This is a genomic window from Pseudomonas sp. D4002, assembly GCF_013385665.1.
Taxonomy (GTDB): Bacteria; Pseudomonadota; Gammaproteobacteria; order Pseudomonadales; family Pseudomonadaceae; genus Aquipseudomonas.
This window is the reverse complement of record NZ_JACAPN010000046.1, coordinates 92,340-109,167: the sequence shown is the minus strand read 5'-3', so window position 1 is coordinate 109,167 and position 16,828 is coordinate 92,340. Positions and strand designations below refer to the sequence as shown.

Annotated in this window: 13 protein-coding genes and 1 pseudogene; 7 read left to right on the top strand and 7 right to left on the bottom strand. The window is 61.9% G+C overall.

Annotated elements, in window-relative coordinates; genetic code table 11:
• The first annotated feature begins 122 nt into the window (after positions 1-122).
• Complete coding sequence (locus HX824_RS28360; RefSeq protein ID WP_003214393.1) at positions 123-413, top strand: nucleotidyltransferase family protein; 291 nt, start codon at positions 123-125, stop codon at positions 411-413.
• Positions 410-754 (top strand): annotated as a pseudogene (locus HX824_RS28355) (DUF86 domain-containing protein). Before HX824_RS28360 ends, HX824_RS28355 begins: the two are co-directional and overlap by 4 nt.
• 23 nt (positions 755-777) lie before the next feature.
• Here HX824_RS28355 and HX824_RS28350 read toward each other — a convergent pair.
• Positions 778-2,196: a short-chain fatty acid transporter gene (locus HX824_RS28350; RefSeq protein ID WP_008437512.1), complete on the bottom strand. Its 1,419-nt coding sequence runs from the start codon at positions 2,194-2,196 to the stop codon at positions 778-780.
• Between the two features lie 188 nt (positions 2,197-2,384).
• Here HX824_RS28350 and HX824_RS28345 point away from each other — a divergent pair, with 188 nt between their 5' ends.
• Positions 2,385-3,668 carry an MFS transporter gene (locus HX824_RS28345; protein WP_063033178.1) on the top strand — a complete coding sequence of 428 codons (1,284 nt, stop codon included), beginning with the start codon at positions 2,385-2,387 and terminating at the stop codon, positions 3,666-3,668.
• A gap of 105 nt (positions 3,669-3,773) precedes the next feature.
• On the opposite strand, the gene HX824_RS28340 is transcribed toward HX824_RS28345, so the two are convergent.
• The gene (locus HX824_RS28340; protein ID WP_008437508.1) at positions 3,774-5,144 is read right to left on the bottom strand and encodes a gluconate:H+ symporter; all 1,371 of its coding nucleotides are present in this window, start codon (positions 5,142-5,144) and stop codon (positions 3,774-3,776) included.
• A gap of 217 nt (positions 5,145-5,361) precedes the next feature.
• Here HX824_RS28340 and HX824_RS28335 point away from each other — a divergent pair, with 217 nt between their 5' ends.
• A complete protein-coding gene (locus HX824_RS28335; protein WP_003214407.1) occupies positions 5,362-6,267 on the top strand; it encodes a cation diffusion facilitator family transporter in 906 nt (301 codons plus the stop codon).
• 3 nt (positions 6,268-6,270) lie between these two features.
• Here HX824_RS28335 and HX824_RS28330 read toward each other — a convergent pair whose 3' ends face one another.
• Complete coding sequence (locus HX824_RS28330) at positions 6,271-6,945, bottom strand: heavy metal response regulator transcription factor (protein WP_008437506.1); 675 nt, start codon at positions 6,943-6,945, stop codon at positions 6,271-6,273.
• A 161-nt stretch (positions 6,946-7,106) separates the two neighbouring features.
• Here HX824_RS28330 and HX824_RS28325 point away from each other — a divergent pair, with 161 nt between their 5' ends.
• Genes HX824_RS28325 through HX824_RS28315 form a run of 3 tightly spaced genes read left to right on the top strand, consistent with a single transcriptional unit; the run spans position 7,107 to position 12,641 of the window.
• Positions 7,107-8,330 (top strand): TolC family protein, encoded by a 1,224-nt coding sequence (locus HX824_RS28325; RefSeq protein ID WP_177055704.1) that lies wholly within the window; start codon positions 7,107-7,109, stop codon positions 8,328-8,330.
• Positions 8,331-8,348: 18 nt separating this feature from the next.
• Positions 8,349-9,461, top strand: coding sequence for an efflux RND transporter periplasmic adaptor subunit (locus tag HX824_RS28320; protein ID WP_102604737.1), 1,113 nt, complete (start codon positions 8,349-8,351; stop codon positions 9,459-9,461).
• 18 nt (positions 9,462-9,479) lie between these two features.
• Complete coding sequence (locus HX824_RS28315; RefSeq protein ID WP_177055702.1) at positions 9,480-12,641, top strand: CusA/CzcA family heavy metal efflux RND transporter; 3,162 nt, start codon at positions 9,480-9,482, stop codon at positions 12,639-12,641.
• A gap of 37 nt (positions 12,642-12,678) precedes the next feature.
• Here the strand turns inward: HX824_RS28315 and HX824_RS28310 are convergent, their stop codons facing one another.
• The 4 genes from HX824_RS28310 to HX824_RS28295 form a co-directional block, all read right to left on the bottom strand.
• Positions 12,679-14,082, bottom strand: coding sequence for a heavy metal sensor histidine kinase (locus HX824_RS28310; protein ID WP_177055700.1), 1,404 nt, complete (start codon positions 14,080-14,082; stop codon positions 12,679-12,681).
• Positions 14,079-14,753: a heavy metal response regulator transcription factor gene (locus tag HX824_RS28305; protein ID WP_003214417.1), complete on the bottom strand. Its 675-nt coding sequence runs from the start codon at positions 14,751-14,753 to the stop codon at positions 14,079-14,081. Before HX824_RS28305 ends, HX824_RS28310 begins: the two co-directional genes overlap by 4 nt.
• Before the next feature lie 219 nt (positions 14,754-14,972).
• The gene (locus HX824_RS28300) at positions 14,973-15,158 is read right to left on the bottom strand and encodes a hypothetical protein (RefSeq protein WP_102604734.1); all 186 of its coding nucleotides are present in this window, start codon (positions 15,156-15,158) and stop codon (positions 14,973-14,975) included.
• A gap of 160 nt (positions 15,159-15,318) precedes the next feature.
• The gene (locus HX824_RS28295; RefSeq protein WP_134325732.1) at positions 15,319-16,647 is read right to left on the bottom strand and encodes an OprD family porin; all 1,329 of its coding nucleotides are present in this window, start codon (positions 16,645-16,647) and stop codon (positions 15,319-15,321) included.
• Positions 16,648-16,828: the final 181 nt, after the last annotated feature.

Below are 16,828 nucleotides of genomic sequence, written 5' to 3'. Positions count from 1 at the left end.
TTCGCCGGAACGGTAGCAATGGAATGTGACGGAACGAAGACAGCGGTGTGATCATGTGGGCATGCTTCCTGATCCCAAGCACTGCTAGACTGGCCCGATATTGCATACCGCAGAGGTGCCCCATGAAACCTTCAACTGCCCTGGATCTCAAGAGGGCTGCCGTGCGTGAAGTAGTAGGACGTTTCCATACCTCCAACCCAAGGGTGTTTGGGTCCGTTTTGTTGGGGACTGATAAAGACGGCAGTGATCTCGATTTACTGGTTGATGCGCTACCGGGAGCGACCCTTTTTGACCTTGGTGGGCTGCAGGTGGAGTTGGAAGACTTGCTCGGGGTAAACGTCGATTTGCTGACGCCTGGCGATCTGCCTCTGAAGTTTCGTGCTCAAGTCTTGGCTGAGGCCCGGCCCGTATGATCTCAAATCGGATTGGCGACTACCTGGAGCACATGCGCCAGGCATCGTCCGACGCGATCACCTTTGTCGAAGGGGTGAGCAAACCTGAGTTTTTTGAAGACAAGCGTACCTAACAAGCCGTGATCATGAGTTTGATCATCATCGGCGAAGCGTCGACCAAAATAATGGATCAACATCCAGAGTTTGCAGCCGCCCAACCGCAGGTGCCTTGGCGCAGTATGCGCGGGATGCGCAACCGGATTGCCCATGGTTACTTCGACATAAATCTTGAAGTGGTATGGGACACGGTTCAGCACGCGCTACCTGAGCTGCTGAACAACCTGCCAGCCGCACCCGCCTGAAGAGCGGGTGCAGCTTCAGATAATTAAGGCATCACCGGCGGCAAATATTTAAGCGTCGTGCCCAACGCCCACAGCAGGAACAACACCAGCGGCGTATGCACCAGCAACTGCACAAACGAAAAGCCGATCAAGTCCCGCGCCTTCAACCCCAGCACGCCCAGCAGCGGCAGCATATAGAACGGGTTGATCAGGTTAGGCAGCGCTTCGGCGGCGTTGTAGATCTGCACCGCCCAGCCCAGGTGATATTCCAGGTCGTTGGCGACCTGCATCACGTACGGCGCCTCGATGATCCACTTGCCGCCGCCCGACGGGATAAAGAAGCCCAGCACCGCCGAGTACACACCCATCAACAGCGCGTAGGTGTCGTGGGACGCGATCGAGGTGAAGAAGGTCGAGATGTGGTGCGCCAGGGTCGCGCCGTCACTGCCTTTCACCACGGTCATCAGCGCGGCAATCGAGCCATACAGCGGGAACTGGATCAGCACCCCGGTGGTGGTGGGTACCGCACGGGCCACCGCATCGAGAAAACTGCGCGGACGCCAGTGCAGTAGGGCACCGACCATCAGGAACAGGAAGTTATAGGTGTTCAGCCCCGAGATCGCGCTGATCGCCGGCTTGGTCGAGAATTCATGGAACAACCAACCGGCGGCCAGCAACGCCAGCAGGATGGTCAGCAACGGGCTGTGCTCCAGCCACTCGCCCGGACGGGTCGGCGGTTGCGGCTTGGGCATGTTGAAGGCAGGGTCGATACCGCAAGCCTTGGCGTCACGGGCGGAGTTCGGCCCGGGCGCGGTGGCGTAGGCGATGATCAGCGACACCACGATCAGCGCCAGCAACAGCACGCCGGACTGCCACAGAAAGATGGTGTCGGTGAACGGGATCATCCCGGTGATCGACAGGATCGACGGCGGCAAACTGGCCGGGTTGGCCTGCAACTGCGCCGCTGACGACGACAGCCCCAGCGCCCAAACAGCACCCAGGCCGAGGTAGGCCGCAGCACCGGCCGCGCGGTAATCCATGCGCAAATCCGTACGCCGGGCCAGCGCACGCACCAGCAAACCACCGAACACCAGGGACAGGCCCCAGTTGAGCAACGAGGCGACCATCGAAATCAGCGCCACCCAGGCCACGGCAGAACGGCCGTTCTTCGGGATGCGCGCCAGGCGGTCGATCAACTTTACGGCGGGCGGGGAGCTGGCGACCACGTAACCGCCAATCACCACAAAGGCCATTTGCATGGTGAACGGGATCAAACTCCAGAAACCGTCACCAAACGCCTTGGCGGCCTCGGTCGGCGCGGCGCCCATGCCCAGGGTCGCCACGGCGACAATGATCACGGCGAGGGCGGCAAACACCCAGGAGTCAGGGAACCAGCGCTCGGCGAAGTTTGAACAACGCAGGGCGAATCGGGCGTAGCGGCTGTCTTCGATAGCATCGGCCACGTTCAGTACCTCTATTTGTATTTATTATGGGGGCGGCAGTTTTGCTGCATGTTCCTCTACGGCTATTCATTTGGGAATGTAGTTATCTTCATTGATCAATGAGTAAAGCAAATATATCCGGCGAGATTGCCATCACCGGGCCCAGCTCATAACCTGCAGGCCATTTTGTTTGTCTGCCGAGCTTTTCCATGACTGCCACCTCTTATCCACAGGCGCAGCGTTTCTCCCGCTCCGACTACAAAACCCTGGGCCTGGCTGCCCTGGGCGGGGCCCTGGAAATCTACGACTTCATCATCTTCGTATTTTTCGCGCTGACCCTCAGCCAGCTGTTCTTCCCGCCGGAAATGCCCGAGTGGCTGCGCCTGCTGCAAAGCTTCGGCATCTTCGTCACGGGCTACCTGGCACGCCCACTGGGCGGAATCCTGATGGCGCACTTCGCCGATCACCTGGGGCGTAAACGGGTGTTCAGCCTGAGCATCCTGATGATGGCGCTGCCGTGCTTGCTGATTGGGATCATGCCCACCTACGCACAAATCGGTTATTTCGCGCCTTTGATCCTGCTGGCGTTGCGCATCCTCCAGGGTGCGGCAGTGGGCGGGGAAGTGCCCAGCGCCTGGGTGTTTGTCGCCGAACACGCTCCGGACAACCATCGTGGTTATGCCCTGGGCTTCCTCCAGGCCGGGCTGACCTTCGGCTACCTGCTCGGCGCGCTGACGGCGACGCTGCTGGCGCAAGTCTTCACCCCGGCCGAAATCCTCGACTACGCCTGGCGCTTCCCGTTTCTGCTCGGCGGCGTGTTCGGCGTGATCGGTGTCTGGCTGCGGCGCTGGCTCAGCGAAACCCCGGTGTTCCTGCAAATGCAGGCCCGTCGCCAGGCCGGCGCCGAACTGCCGCTGCGTACCGTCCTGCGGGAACATCGCAGCGCGCTGCTGCCGGCGATGATCCTCACCTGCGTGCTCACCTCGGCCGTCGTCGTACTGGTGGTGATCACCCCGACCATGATGCAGAAAACCTTCGGCATGAGCCCCAGCCACACCTTCGCCCTGAGCGCGTTGGGCATCGTGTTCCTGAATATCGGTTGCGTGTTGGCCGGGCTCCTGGTGGACCGCATCGGCGCCTGGCGTGCGGTGTTGGTCTATAGCCTGCTGCTGCCGGTGGGGATTGCCGTGCTCTATGCGAGCCTGATTGCCGGTGGCGTGTGGCTGGGCGCAGCGTATGCAATTGCCGGCTTGAGTTGCGGGGTGGTGGGCGCGGTGCCGTCGGTGATGGTCAGCCTGTTCCCGGCGCAGGTGCGGGTGTCGGGGATTTCCTTCACCTACAACATTGCCTATGCGCTGTGGGCGAGTACCACGCCGCTGATGTTGATCGCGTTGATGCCGACCAGCCCGTGGATCTGCGTGGGGTATTGCGTGGTGATGGGCGCGGTGGGCGCAGTGAGTGCGGCGCATTTTGGCAAGCGCCAACCTACCTGATCGTTCCCACGCTCTGCGTGGGAACGCCTCACTGGACGCTCCGCGTCCGCTTGTGTGACGCGGAGCGTCACGGATGCATTCCCACGCGGAGCGTGGGAACGATCATTACGTCAGGAAGTGCCACATCAGCAGCGTGCCCACCAGGCCCACCACCGACACAATGGTCTGCAACACCGACCACACCCAGATCGTCTGCTTCAGTTGCAAGCCGAAGTATTCGCGCACCATCCAGAAGCCGGCATCGTTGACGTGGCAGAAGAACACCGAGCCGGCACCAATCGCCAGGGCGACCAGTGAGCTTTGCGTCGCCGCCAACCCCGCCATCATCGGCGCGAGGATGCCCGCCGTTGTCGTGGTGGCGACGGTCGCCGACCCCGTGGCCTGACGCAGCGCCACCGCAATCAACCAGGCCAGCAACAGGTACGGCATGTGCGCGCCTTCGGCCACCTTGCTGATGGTCTGGCTCACGCCGGCATCCAGCAGGGTTTGCTTCAACCCGCCACCGGCGCCGATGGTCAGCAACAGCACCGCGATCGGCGCCAGCGCCTTGCGCAGGGTGTTGCCGACATCGGCCCGCGGCATGCCGCTGGCCCAGCCCAGGCAGATCACCGCGGCAATCACCGCCAGGCCCAGCGCGATCAACGGCTCACCGAGGAACTTCAAGGTCAGTGCCACCGGGCTTTCCGGCGACATGGCAACCTTGGCCAGGGTGCTGCCGAGCATCAGGATCACCGGCAACAGGATGATCAGCAGCGACACACCAAAACTCGGCTGGCGCGGCGCCTTGGGCGGAGCACTGAACAGCGCGCCAATGTCGGCCGGCTCATCCACGTGCATGCGCTTGGACAGCCAGTTGCCGTACAACGGGCCGGCCAGAATCACGGCCGGTACCGCCAGGCAGAAGCCCAGCAACATGGTCAGGCCCAGGTCGGCGTGCAACGCGCTGACCGCAATCAGCGGCCCCGGATGCGGTGGCATCAAGGCGTGCAGGGTGGTCATCCCCGCCAGCGCCGGAATTGCGATTTTCAGCAGCGGCTGGTTCGAACGCTTGGCCATCACGAAGATGATCGGCACCATCATCACCAGGCCCACTTCGAAGAACAGCGGCAGGCCAATCACCATCGCCACCAGCGCCATCACCCACGGCAATGACTTGCCTTTACCCAACCCCAGCAGGGTGGTGGCGATACGATCGGCAGCGCCGGATTCGGCCATCAACGCGCCGAGCATCGAGCCCAGGGCAATGATGATCCCGGCTTCACCGAGAATCGCCCCGGCGCCTTTGCTGAAGGCCTTGGCCACTTCTTCCGGCGGCAAGCCCGCGCCGACACCCGCGATAAACGTACCGATCAGGATCGACAGGAAGGGCGGCAGCTTGGTCGCGCTGATCAACACAATGATGCTGGCGATGGCCAGTAATACGCAGAACATGAGGCGGGTGTCGTGAACCATCCACGCGGCAGTCGATAACTCCAAAACGGGACTCCTTATCGAACAGGTTGGCTAATATGTTTCTTTTTGTTTCCTGCTCGAAAAGCATACCTGATACAACGGTTCCAGAGCGTTCATGTTCAATTTTGGTGCGTATGGCTTAACGCTCAGCTGACGGCGAGATGACAATTTTGCAACTCGTGCCGGTGGTTTTGGCCTAGAGCTCTATGATCAACCGGACGACCACCCACGAGGATATTTCATGAGCGCAGGACACAGCCACGCCCAGGTACGCGCCGGCCACGAACGGCTGTTATGGATCGCATTGGCACTGACCGGCAGCTTTATGATCGCCGAGGTGATCGGCGCCTTTATCACCGGCAGCCTGGCGCTGTTGTCCGATGCCGCGCACATGATGACCGACGCCCTGGCGCTAGGGATTTCCCTGGTGGCGATCCAGGTCGCCAAGCGCGCCGCCGACCGCAAGCGCACCTTCGGCTATGCGCGTTTCGAGATCCTGGCGGCAGCGTTTAATGCGCTGCTGCTGTTCGGCGTGGCGTTCTACATCCTGTATGAGGCGTATCAACGCTTGCAGGCGCCCGCCGAGATCCAGTCCACCGGCATGCTGGTGATCGCGGTGCTGGGGCTGATCGTCAACCTGATTTCCATGCGCTTGCTGAGTGCGGCCAGCGGCGAAAGCCTGAATGTGAAGGGCGCTTACCTGGAAGTCTGGAGTGACATGCTCGGCTCCATCGGCGTGATCATCGCGGCGCTGGTGATCATGTACACCGGCTGGGGCTGGGTGGATTCGGTGGTGGCGGCAGCGATTGGCTTCTGGGTGTTGCCCCGCACCTGGACGCTGCTCAAGGAAAGCATGAACGTGCTGCTGCAAGGTGTGCCGGATGGCATTGATATCGACAAGGTGGAGCAGGCGATTCGCGGCGTTCCCGGGGTCAAGGACGTGCACGACCTGCATATCTGGGCCCTCACCAGCGGCAAAAATGTGCTGAGTACTCATCTGGTGGCGGATTCGGCGCAAGGCAGCGAGCAACAGATCCTCAGCCAGGTGACGGAGTTACTGCATGAACAATTCGATATTTCCCACGCCACGATCCAGATCGAAGGCGAAGGTTTTCAGCATGACGAGCATGACGAGGTGCATGCCTGACCGTCACTCACGGTCTTCCAGCACATAACCCACGCCGCGCAAGGTATGGATCAACTTGCGCTCGAACGGGTCATCAATCTTTGCCCGCAGGCGGCGGATCGACACTTCCACCACATTGGTGTCGCAATCAAAGTTCATGTCCCACACGAACGAGATAATTTGCGTGCGCGACAGCACCACGCCGCTCTGGCGCATCAGCAGGTGCAGCAGGGCGAACTCCTTGGTGGTCAGGTCGATGCGCTGCAAACCGCGAAACGCCCGGTGGCGGCCCTGATCCAATTCCAGGTCGGCCACCCGCAACACATCCGGCACCGGCGAGTGCACGCTGCGGCGCATCAAGGTGCGCACCCGCGCGAGTAATTCGGGGAACTCAAACGGCTTGACCAGGTAATCATCGGCGCCCAGGTCCAGTCCCTTGATCCGGTCGGCGAGGCGGCCCTGGGCGGTCAGCATCATGATGCGGGTGCTGCTGTTCTGGCGGATGCGTTGCAGCACGTCCCAGCCATCCATCAACGGCAAATTCACGTCGAGCATCACCAGGTCGTAGGCGTGCTGGCGAGACAAATGCAGGCCGTCGGCGCCGGTGGCGGCACAGTCGACGATATAGCCACTTTCGCTCAATCCCTGGTGTAGATAATCGGCGGTTTTAGGTTCGTCTTCGATAACCAGAATACGCATGTCGAGGATCCCGCTGGGCAGTGGAAAAGTTGCCCGGAGCTTAAAGCAAAAGCCCGCGCCAGAGCCGTTGCTAACGGATTTGTAATGTTATGGCCACTCCTCTGATAAGTACCGAAAGTTACATTGCCCACCTGTTAATTCATGGGCATGGAACTCTTGTTATGCCAACTTTTGTCCGCACGTTTATCGGCGCTTCGGTGCTGTTGCTGATGACGGTCCAGGGCGCAAACGCGCAAACCCTGACCCTCGAATCGGCCCTGCAAACCGCCTTCGCCAACAACCCCGACATGGCCGCTGCGCAGTGGGAAATCGACATCGCCCAAGGCGGTCGCCAGCAGGCCGGTTTGATCCCGAATCCGGTGGCCTCCTGGGATGCCGAAGACACCCGCCGCAACTCGCGCACCACCACCGTGAAACTGAGCCAAACCCTGGAGCTGGGTGGCAAGCGCGGCGCCCGGATTGATGTCGCCACCCGTGCCCAGGAGGCGGCCGCACTCACCCTGGAACAGCGCCGCAACGGTCTGCGAGCGGAGGTCATCGACGGTTACTACGGTGCACTTCGCGCCCAGGAACGCCTCGACCTGGCCCAGCGCTCATTGGCATTGGCCGAGCGCGGCCTGGTGGTGGCCAATGGTCGCGTCACCGCCGGCAAAACGTCCCCGGTGGAAGCCACCCGCGCCCAGGTGCAACTCTCGGAAATCCGCCTGGAATTCAACCGCGCGCAGATGGGCCTGAGCGATGCCTACCGGCGCCTCGCGGCCAGTACTGGCGCGGCCAGCACTGATTTCCAGGCCGTCGCCACCCAAGCCCAGGCCGCCCCGGCGTTACCGTCGCCCACGCAGTTGCTGGGGCGCCTGGAACAGACCGCCGAACTGCGCCTGGCCGAGCTGCAAATCGTCCAGGGCGAAGCGGCCCTGGGCCTGGAAAAAGCCCAGCGCATTCCCGACCTCGACGTGTCCATCGGCAGCCAATACGACGCCAGCGTGCGCGAGCGGGTCAACGTGGTGGGCGTGTCGATGCCAATCCCGCTGTTCAACCGCAACCAGGGCAACGTGCTGGCCGCGAGTCGCCGCGCCGACCAGGCCCGCGACCTGCGCAACGCTGCCGAACTGCGCCTGCGCACCGAAACCCGCCAGGCCCTGGACCTTTGGCAAACCGCGAATACCGAAGTGCGCTCGTTCAACCAACAGATCCTGCCCGCCGCCCAAAGCGCGGTGGACAGCGCCACCCGCGGTTTCGAGATGGGCAAGTTCAACTTCCTCGACGTACTCGACGCCCAGCGCACCTTGATTGCGGCCCGCACCCAATACCTCGCGGCGACCGCCCAGGCCACCGAAGCCTGGGTGCGCATCGAACGGATTTACGGCGACCTCGCCCGGTTTTGATTTTTTCAGGAGCGTTCCATGAACAACAAACACAGGATGGCGCTGGCCGTTGCGCTGATGCTGGCGTGGCCGGCCATCAGCGGTGCGGCAGAGGCGGAAGAAGAAGGCAAGATCGAGCTGACCGAACAGCAGGTCCAGGCCGCCGGTATTCAACTGGCCCCGGCGCAATCCCGGCAGATCAGCACTGTGCTTTCGCTGCCGGGCGAGGTGCGTTTCGACGAAGACCGCACCTCCCACATCGTCCCGCGTGCTGCCGGCGTGGTGGAGTCGGTGAAGGTCAACCTCGGCCAATCGGTGAAGAAGGGCGAGCTGCTGGCAGTGATCGCCAGCCAGCAGATTTCCGATCAGCGCAGTGAACTGGCGGCCAGTGAGCGCCGGGTGGTACTGGCCCGCACCACCTTCCAGCGCGAGCGCCAGTTGTGGCAGGACAGGATCTCCGCCGAACAGGATTACCTGCTGGCGCGCCAGGCGCTGCAAGAGGCCGAAATCGCCCTGAACAATGCCCGGCAAAAGATGAATGCCCTGAGCGGCAGCGCTGTATTGGTCGGCGGCAATCGCTACGAACTGCGGGCGCCGTTCGACGGCGTAGTAGTGGAAAAACACCTGGGTGTCGGCGAAGTGGTGAGCGAGACCAGCAACGCCTTCACCCTGTCGGACCTGTCCCAGGTGTGGGTCACCTTCGGCGTGTTCCCCAAGGATTTGAACAAGGTCCGGGTCGGCAAACCGGTGAAGGTCACGTCCTCGGAAATGGGTACCGAAGTGCTCGGAACCGTGGCCTATGTCGGCAACTTGCTGGGGGAGCAGACCCGCACCGCCACCGTACGCGTCACGGTGCCGAACCCCGACGCTTCGTGGCGTCCAGGGCTGTTCGTTTCCGTGCAGGTCGCCACCGACACCTACCCGGCCAAGGTCACCGTCCCCCAGGAGGCGATCCAGACCGTCGAGGACAAACCCTCGGTGTTCGTGCGCACCAGCGACGGCTTCATGACCCGGCATATCGAACTGGGCGTCAGCGAAAACGGCTTCGTCGAAGTGCGCCAGGGCCTAGACGCCGGCGCGCAGGTGGCCACCGCCGGCAGCTTCATCCTCAAGTCCGAGTTGGGCAAGGCCTCGGCCGAGCACGCCCATTGACCCTGCGAGTGATTTCCCATGTTTGAGCGCCTTATCCAATTCGCCATCGAGCAGCGCATCATCGTGCTGCTGGCGGTGCTGTTGATGGCCGGTGTCGGCATCGCCAGCTATCAGAAATTGCCCATCGACGCGGTGCCGGATATCACCAACGTCCAGGTGCAGATCAACTCGGCGGCGGCGGGTTTTTCGCCGCTGGAAACCGAGCAGCGCATCACCTTTCCCATCGAGACCGCCATGGCCGGTCTGCCGGGCTTGCAGCAGACCCGCTCGCTGTCGCGCTCGGGCTTGTCCCAGGTCACGGTGATTTTCAAGGACGGCACCGACCTGTTCTTCGCGCGCCAGTTGGTCAACGAACGCTTGCAGGTGGCTCGCGAGCAACTGCCCGATGGCATCGAAAGCATGATGGGGCCGATCTCCACCGGGCTCGGGGAAATCTTCCTGTGGACCGTGGAGGCGAAAGACGGCGCGCGCAAGGAGGACGGCTCAGCCTATACGCCGACCGACCTGCGGGTGATCCAGGACTGGATCATCAAGCCGCAACTGCGCAACGTGCCGGGGGTGGCCGAGATCAACACCATCGGCGGGTTTGCCAAGGAATACCAGATCGCCCCGGACCCCAAGCGCCTGGCGGCCTACAACCTGACCTTGGGCGACCTGGTCACGGCGCTGGAGCGCAACAACGCCAACGTCGGCGCCGGCTACATCGAGCGCAGTGGCGAGCAATTGCTGATCCGTGCGCCGGGGCAAGTCGCGTCCATCGACGACATTGCCAACATCGTCATCACCACTTCCGACGGTACGCCGATTCGGGTGCGCAACGTCGCCCAGGTCGACATTGGCCGCGAGCTGCGTACCGGTGCCGCCACGGAAAATGGCCGCGAAGTGGTGCTGGGCACGGTGTTCATGTTGATCGGCGAAAACAGCCGCACGGTGTCCCAGGCGGTCGCGAAAAAACTCGAAGAGATCAACCGTTCGCTGCCTGAAGGTGTGGTGGCCGTCACCGTCTACGACCGCACCAACCTGGTGGAAAAAGCCATCAGCACCGTGAAGAAAAACCTCTTCGAAGGGGCGCTGCTGGTGGTGGCGGTGCTGTTTCTGTTCCTCGGCAATATCCGCGCTGCGCTGATCACCGCGATGGTGATTCCCCTGGCCATGTTGTTCACCTTTACCGGGATGTTTACCAACAAGGTCAGCGCCAACCTGATGAGCCTCGGCGCGCTGGATTTCGGGATTATCGTGGATGGCGCGGTGGTGATCGTCGAAAACGCCATCCGCCGCCTGGCCCACGCCCAGCAGCGCCACGGGCGATTGCTGACCCGCAGCGAGCGCCTGCATGAAGTGTTTGCGGCGGCCAAGGAAGCGCGGCGCGCGCTGATCTTCGGGCAACTGATCATCATGGTGGTGTACCTGCCGATCTTCGCCCTCACCGGGGTGGCCGGGAAGATGTTCCACCCGATGGCGTTCACCGTGGTGATCGCGCTGCTGGGGGCAATGATTCTGTCCGTGACCTTCGTGCCGGCGGCCATTGCGCTGTTCGTCACCGGCAAGGTCAAGGAAGAGGAAAACCTGGTGATGCGCAGCGCACGCCGTGTCTACGCGCCGGTGCTGGATTGGGTGATGGCGCGCCGGCCGCTGGTGTTCGGCCTGGCGGTGCTGGCCATCGTTGCGTCGGGCCTGGTGGCCAGTCGCATGGGCAGCGAATTTATCCCCAGCCTCAGCGAGGGTGATTTCGCTCAACAAGCGTTGCGGGTGCCGGGCACCAGCCTGACGCAGTCGGTACAGATGCAGCAGCAACTGGAAAAGACCTTGATGGCCGAGGTGCCGGAAATCGAGCGGGTATTCGCCCGCACCGGCACCGCGGAAATCGCCTCCGACCCGATGCCGCCGAACATCTCCGACAGCTACGTGATGCTCAAGCCCAAGGACCAGTGGCCCGACCCGAAGAAGTCCCGCGAGGCAATTATCGCCGACATCCAGCGCGCCAGTGCGATTGTGCCGGGCAGCGTGTATGAACTGTCGCAACCGATCCAGTTGCGCTTCAACGAACTGATTTCCGGCGTGCGCAGTGACGTGGCGGTGAAGGTGTTTGGTGACGACATGGCGGTGCTCAACAAGACCGCCGGGGAAATCGCCGAGACCTTGCAAACCCTCAAGGGCGCCTCGGAAGTGAAGGTGGAACAGACCTCCGGCCTGCCGGTGCTGACCATCAATATCGACCGCGACAAGGCCGCGCGTTTCGGCCTGAACGTGGGCGATGTGCAAGACACGATTGCCGTCGCCGTGGGTGGGCGCCAGGCCGGGACGATGTACGAAGGCGACCGGCGTTTTGATATGGTCGTGCGTTTGTCGGACGCGCTGCGCACCGATATCGAAGGCCTGTCGCGGCTGTTGATTCCGATCCCGGCGCTGGCGAATAACGCGGCGGGGCAGTTGGGTTTTATCGCGCTGTCGGAAGTCGCCAGCCTGGACCTGGTGCTCGGCCCCAACCAGATCAGCCGCGAAAACGGCAAGCGCCTGGTGATCGTCAGCGCCAACGTGCGTGGGCGCGATATCGGCTCGTTTGTCGAGGAAGCCGGGACGGCCATCGACACTCAGGTGAAAATCCCCGCGGGCTACTGGACCACCTGGGGCGGCCAGTTCGAGCAGTTGAAGGAAGCTTCCGAGCGCTTGCGCATCGTGGTGCCGGTGGCGTTGCTGCTGGTGTTCGGGTTGCTGTTCATGATGTTCAACAACCTCAAGGACGGGCTGCTGGTGTTCACCGGGATTCCCTTCGCGTTGACCGGCGGGATCATGGCGCTGTGGCTGCGGGACATTCCGTTGTCGATCTCGGCGGGCGTGGGTTTTATCGCGCTGTCGGGGGTGGCGGTGCTGAACGGATTGGTGATGATTGCGTTCATTCGCAACCTGCGGGAAGAGGGGCGCTCATTGTCGGTAGCCATCAACGAAGGCGCCCTGACGCGCTTGCGCCCGGTGTTGATGACGGCGTTGGTGGCGTCGCTGGGGTTTATCCCCATGGCCCTGGCCACCGGCACCGGCGCCGAAGTACAGCGCCCGTTGGCGACGGTGGTGATTGGCGGGATTATTTCGTCGACGCTGCTGACCCTGCTGGTATTGCCGGCGCTGTATCACTGGGCGCACCGGCGTGAAGAACAGGAAGACCGCCCGATGCCTGACCAATAACCTGTGGTGAGGGAGCAAGCTCCCTCACCACAATGGGTTATTGGCAGATAGCGTTGGTATGAAGGGGAAACACCAACCGAAACACAGTGAAATCTCCGGGCTCGCTGCTGACTTCTGCCCGGCCTTGATGCAGGGTCATGATCGACCGCACGATGGCCAGCCCCAGCCCGGTCCCCCCTTCGGAGCGGGCGCGGCTGCTGTCGACGCGGTAGAAACGCTCGAACAGGTTCGGCAGGTGGTGCGCTTCAATCCCCGGACCCGGGTTGCCCACCGACAGCGAGACTTGCTGCCCGTGGGTTTCCACCTGCAACGACACCGTGGAAGCGTGTGGCGTATGCCGGATGGCATTGGACAACAAGTTGGAAATCGCCCGCTGAATCATCAGGCGGTCGCCATGCACCGAGGCATCACCGTGAAGGCTCAGGCTCAGTTGCTTGTCTTCGGCACTCAACGCAAACAGCTCCATCACCCGGCGCGCTTCATCGGCCAGGGACACGGGTGCAAACGAAACCCGCGCCGCCGGGTGGCTGACCTGTGCCAGGAACAGCATGTCGGAAACGATCCGCGCCAGGCGCTCCATTTCTTCGGTGCTGGACTCCAGCACCGCCTTGTACTCCTCGGGCGGTCGCTCCCGGGACAACGTCACCTGGGCCTTGCCCATCAAGTTGGTCAGTGGCGCGCGCAGTTCGTGGGCCAGGTCATCGGAGAACTGCGACAGCTGCTGCACACCGCCATCCAGGCGCTGCAGCATGAAATTGATGCCCTGCGCCAACTCGCCCAACTCGTTGGGCAAGTTATCCACAGCCAGGCGGTGGGTCAGATCCTGTGTGGTGACCTTGGCCGCGACGCGGCTGAACTGTTGCAGCGGTGCGAGCCCGCGTTGCACCACCCACCACGCGCCGATGCCGATCAGCAGCAACAGCAGCGGCAGGGCGATCACCGTGGAACGCAGGTAAGCACTGAGCAATGCCTGATCGTCCATGCGGTCCAGGGACAGCAGCACCCGCACGCGTTCGCCGCTGGACAGGCGCATCAGGCTGGAGGCGCTGAGCACCTGGTTGCCGTTGCTGTCGTCCCAGTTCAGGTAACCGAGGGTCTGGCGTGGTGCGAAGTCGGTCAGCAACGGTTCCTGTGGCTTGGCACCGACGCTCAGCAGCACCGCTTCATCGGGTGCGGTGCCGACGATGGTCAGGTAGAAATTGTCATGCCCCATCACCAGGTCCATCAGCGAATGCGGGCGGGCCTTTATGTCGCGGGTGTCCAGGCCGAGGGCGAGGCTGTGCTGGATCTGCTCCATCTTGCTTTCCAGGCCCTTGCGCGCCAGTTTCTCAAGCTCGTGGGTCAGCGCCAGGTAGGCCAGTGTCGCGAGCAGCACCACCAGGCCCGCGCCCATCAGGCTCACCGTCAGCCCGAGGCGCATCGACAGGCTGCTGGCTTTCATTGGCGGGCCTCCAGCACATAGCCCACGCCGCGAATGGTATGGATCAGCTTGACGTCACTCTGGTCATCGACCTTGGCCCGCAGGCGGCTGATGGAGACCTCCACCACGTTGGTGTCGCAGTCGAAATTCATGTCCCACACCAGGGAAATAATCTGCGTGCGGGTCAGCACTTCGCCGGACTGACGCATCAGCACATGCAGCAGCGCGAACTCCTTGGTGGTCAGGTCAATGCGCCGGGTGCCGCGATAGGCGCGGTGGCGGCGCGGGTCCAGTTCAAGGTCCGACACGCGGAAGACTTCCGGCACCGGTATGTGCTCGCTGCGGCGCAACAGCGTACGCACCCGGGCCAGCAATTCGGGGAACTCGAAGGGTTTGACCAGGTAATCATCGGCGCCCATGTCCAGGCCCTTGATCTTGTCAGTCAGCCGGCCACGGGCTGTGAGCATCATCACCCGTTGGTTGCTGTCGCGGCGCAGTTGCTCAAGCACTTCCCAGCCGTCCTTGGCCGGCAGGTTTACATCGAGAATCACCAGTTCATAAGCGTGTTGCCCGGCCAGGTGCAGGCCGTCCACGCCGCTGGCGGCGCAGTCGACCACGTAACCGCTTTCGGTCAGGCCCTGCTGCAGGTAGGCGGCGGTTTTTTGCTCGTCCTCAACCACAAGGATACGCATGGGGGTTTACCTTTTACTGATAGAGAGAGACTGAAATTCGAATTTTCCGAAGCCTGAAGGCTGAAGTAGCTACAGGGTCAATCAGCCAGTTTGTGACTGGTTGTTGCGGTGCAGAACGGGCGGGCAAAAAAAACGCCCCATCCGGGGCGTTAAAAATTCATCTCTTTCCAAAGGAGCTACACAAAAGCTTCAGAGATGAATGTGCTCGGTGTGCGCCGTTCAGATCGACTGCTTCTGTGCGTCGGCGGGCGCGGTCTCGGCCACGGACTGTTCACCGTGGACCTGCTGCTGTTGCTGGCGGAACTCGGCGAGGAACTGCCGGGAGCGGTCGGCGCCGTCGTCGGCGAATGCGAGGGTGGAAGTGGCGCCGAGAAAACTGATCAATAACAGGCGGGATGGCTTCATGACGTGTCTCCAAATAAGGCGTGTGCCGTTAGTTGTGACCAGTATATGAAGCGCAACTTAACGAGAAGGTGAGGCGCATATTACAGTTCTGACAGGCTTCAATTTGTGAACAGATGTTAGTCAACGGCAAATGAATGTAAGCATTTGCCGTTGTGTTCATTTACAGAATTGCCAATGGGTATTCGACAATCAACCGAACTTCTTCCAAGTCCGACTCAAAGGCACTTGAGCGAACGGTCGCCTGGCGCAAACGCAGCGACAGGTCTTTCAAGTTACCGCCCTGCACCACGTACTTCGCCTCGATATCCCGCTCCCAGCGGCGTTGATCGGTCAGCGGGTCGCCGGCCGCGTCACGGCGCATGTACACGCTGTTGGCGTTGCTGTAGTCGGCGCCGGTACCTTTGCCATAGCGGGTCATGAAGGTCAGGCCAGGAATGCCGAAGGCCTGCATGTCGAGGTTATAGGCGAGCATCCACGAGCGTTCCCTGGGCGAGTTGAAGTCGCTGTACTGGATCGAGTTGTTGAGGAAGATCGAGTCCGACATGCGCAGGTAGTCAAAGTCGTCATCGCCGTTGTTGCGCTGGTGCGACAGGGCCAGGCTGTGGGCGCCGACCTTGACCCCGAGCCTGGCGCTCCAGATGTTGTTATCGAACTCGCCAAGGCGTTTCTTGCCCTCGTCCACGGCCTTGTAATAGTTGAAGTCGCCAAACAGCGACACGTCATCGTTCAGCGGGTAGCTGGCGGCGCTGCCGAAGTAGTACTGGTCCCAGGCATCCTTCAGGCGGCTGGTGTACAGGCTGACGCTGAGGTGTTTGTTCACCTGGTAGTCGCCGCCGGCATAGCCGATCCAGGGTGAATCCACCTTGCCCGCATAAAACGTCGCGAAGCCTTTATCCATGCCGCTTTGAGTAGGCTGGCTCATGCCGCTCAAGTGCCCGGCCTGCAAGCTCAAGCCGTCAATGCTGGTGTTTTGCGCGGTGACGCCACGGAAGCTTTCCGGCAACACCCGCGAGTCGCCGTAGGCCACCACCGGGGTCAGCGGGAACACGTCACCGGCCTTGATCACGGTATCCAGCAGGCGCACTTTTACCGCGCCGCCGAGCTTGCTGTAGCCGTCCTCGGGGTGGTTGTCGCTGTCTACCGGCAGTACGCCGAACGAGCCCTTGCCGCCGCTGCGGCCGGTGCCGGAGTCGAGTTTCAGGCCATACATCGCAAACGCATCGAGGCCGAAACCCACCGGACCCTGAGTGAATCCGGATTCGAACTTGCCGATAAAACCCTGGGCCCAGGCTTCGGAATAGCCATTGCCGGTGGGGCTCGACTGGCCCTTGCGGTCATCGCGGTTGAAGTAGAAGTTGCGGGCCAGCACGTTCAAGGTGCTGCCTTCGATAAACCCTTCGGGTTTTTCTTCCACGGCCATGCCTGACAGCGGGGTGAGCCCCGCCAGGGCGGCAATCATGGAGAGTGAAAATGTGCGGTTAGTGCTCATGTAGCGCTCCTCGGTAGTGGCAGCTATCAGCTTCTTATCGATGGGGCATTCTTGTTGTGATGGTGCCCGGGCAGATAGTTGCAAACACGAGATAACGGCGAGGTGGCGCACAGATTACAATTTTGGAATTTCAATAAAACATAACGGATAAGTAATCTTTCGGTGAACTTTGCGACAGGCT

Coding starts and splice junctions, on each gene's coding strand:
- HX824_RS28300 (WP_102604734.1), bottom strand. CDS start 15,158: ATGAAGCCATCCCGCCTGTTATTGATCAGTTTTCTCGGCGCCACTTCC.
- HX824_RS28335 (WP_003214407.1), top strand. CDS start 5,362: ATGAGCGCAGGACACAGCCACGCCCAGGTACGCGCCGGCCACGAACGG.
- HX824_RS28295 (WP_134325732.1), bottom strand. CDS start 16,647: ATGAGCACTAACCGCACATTTTCACTCTCCATGATTGCCGCCCTGGCG.
- HX824_RS28305 (WP_003214417.1), bottom strand. CDS start 14,753: ATGCGTATCCTTGTGGTTGAGGACGAGCAAAAAACCGCCGCCTACCTG.
- HX824_RS28360 (WP_003214393.1), top strand. CDS start 123: ATGAAACCTTCAACTGCCCTGGATCTCAAGAGGGCTGCCGTGCGTGAA.
- HX824_RS28330 (WP_008437506.1), bottom strand. CDS start 6,945: ATGCGTATTCTGGTTATCGAAGACGAACCTAAAACCGCCGATTATCTA.
- HX824_RS28345 (WP_063033178.1), top strand. CDS start 2,385: ATGACTGCCACCTCTTATCCACAGGCGCAGCGTTTCTCCCGCTCCGAC.
- HX824_RS28325 (WP_177055704.1), top strand. CDS start 7,107: ATGCCAACTTTTGTCCGCACGTTTATCGGCGCTTCGGTGCTGTTGCTG.
- HX824_RS28310 (WP_177055700.1), bottom strand. CDS start 14,082: ATGAAAGCCAGCAGCCTGTCGATGCGCCTCGGGCTGACGGTGAGCCTG.
- HX824_RS28320 (WP_102604737.1), top strand. CDS start 8,349: ATGAACAACAAACACAGGATGGCGCTGGCCGTTGCGCTGATGCTGGCG.
- HX824_RS28315 (WP_177055702.1), top strand. CDS start 9,480: ATGTTTGAGCGCCTTATCCAATTCGCCATCGAGCAGCGCATCATCGTG.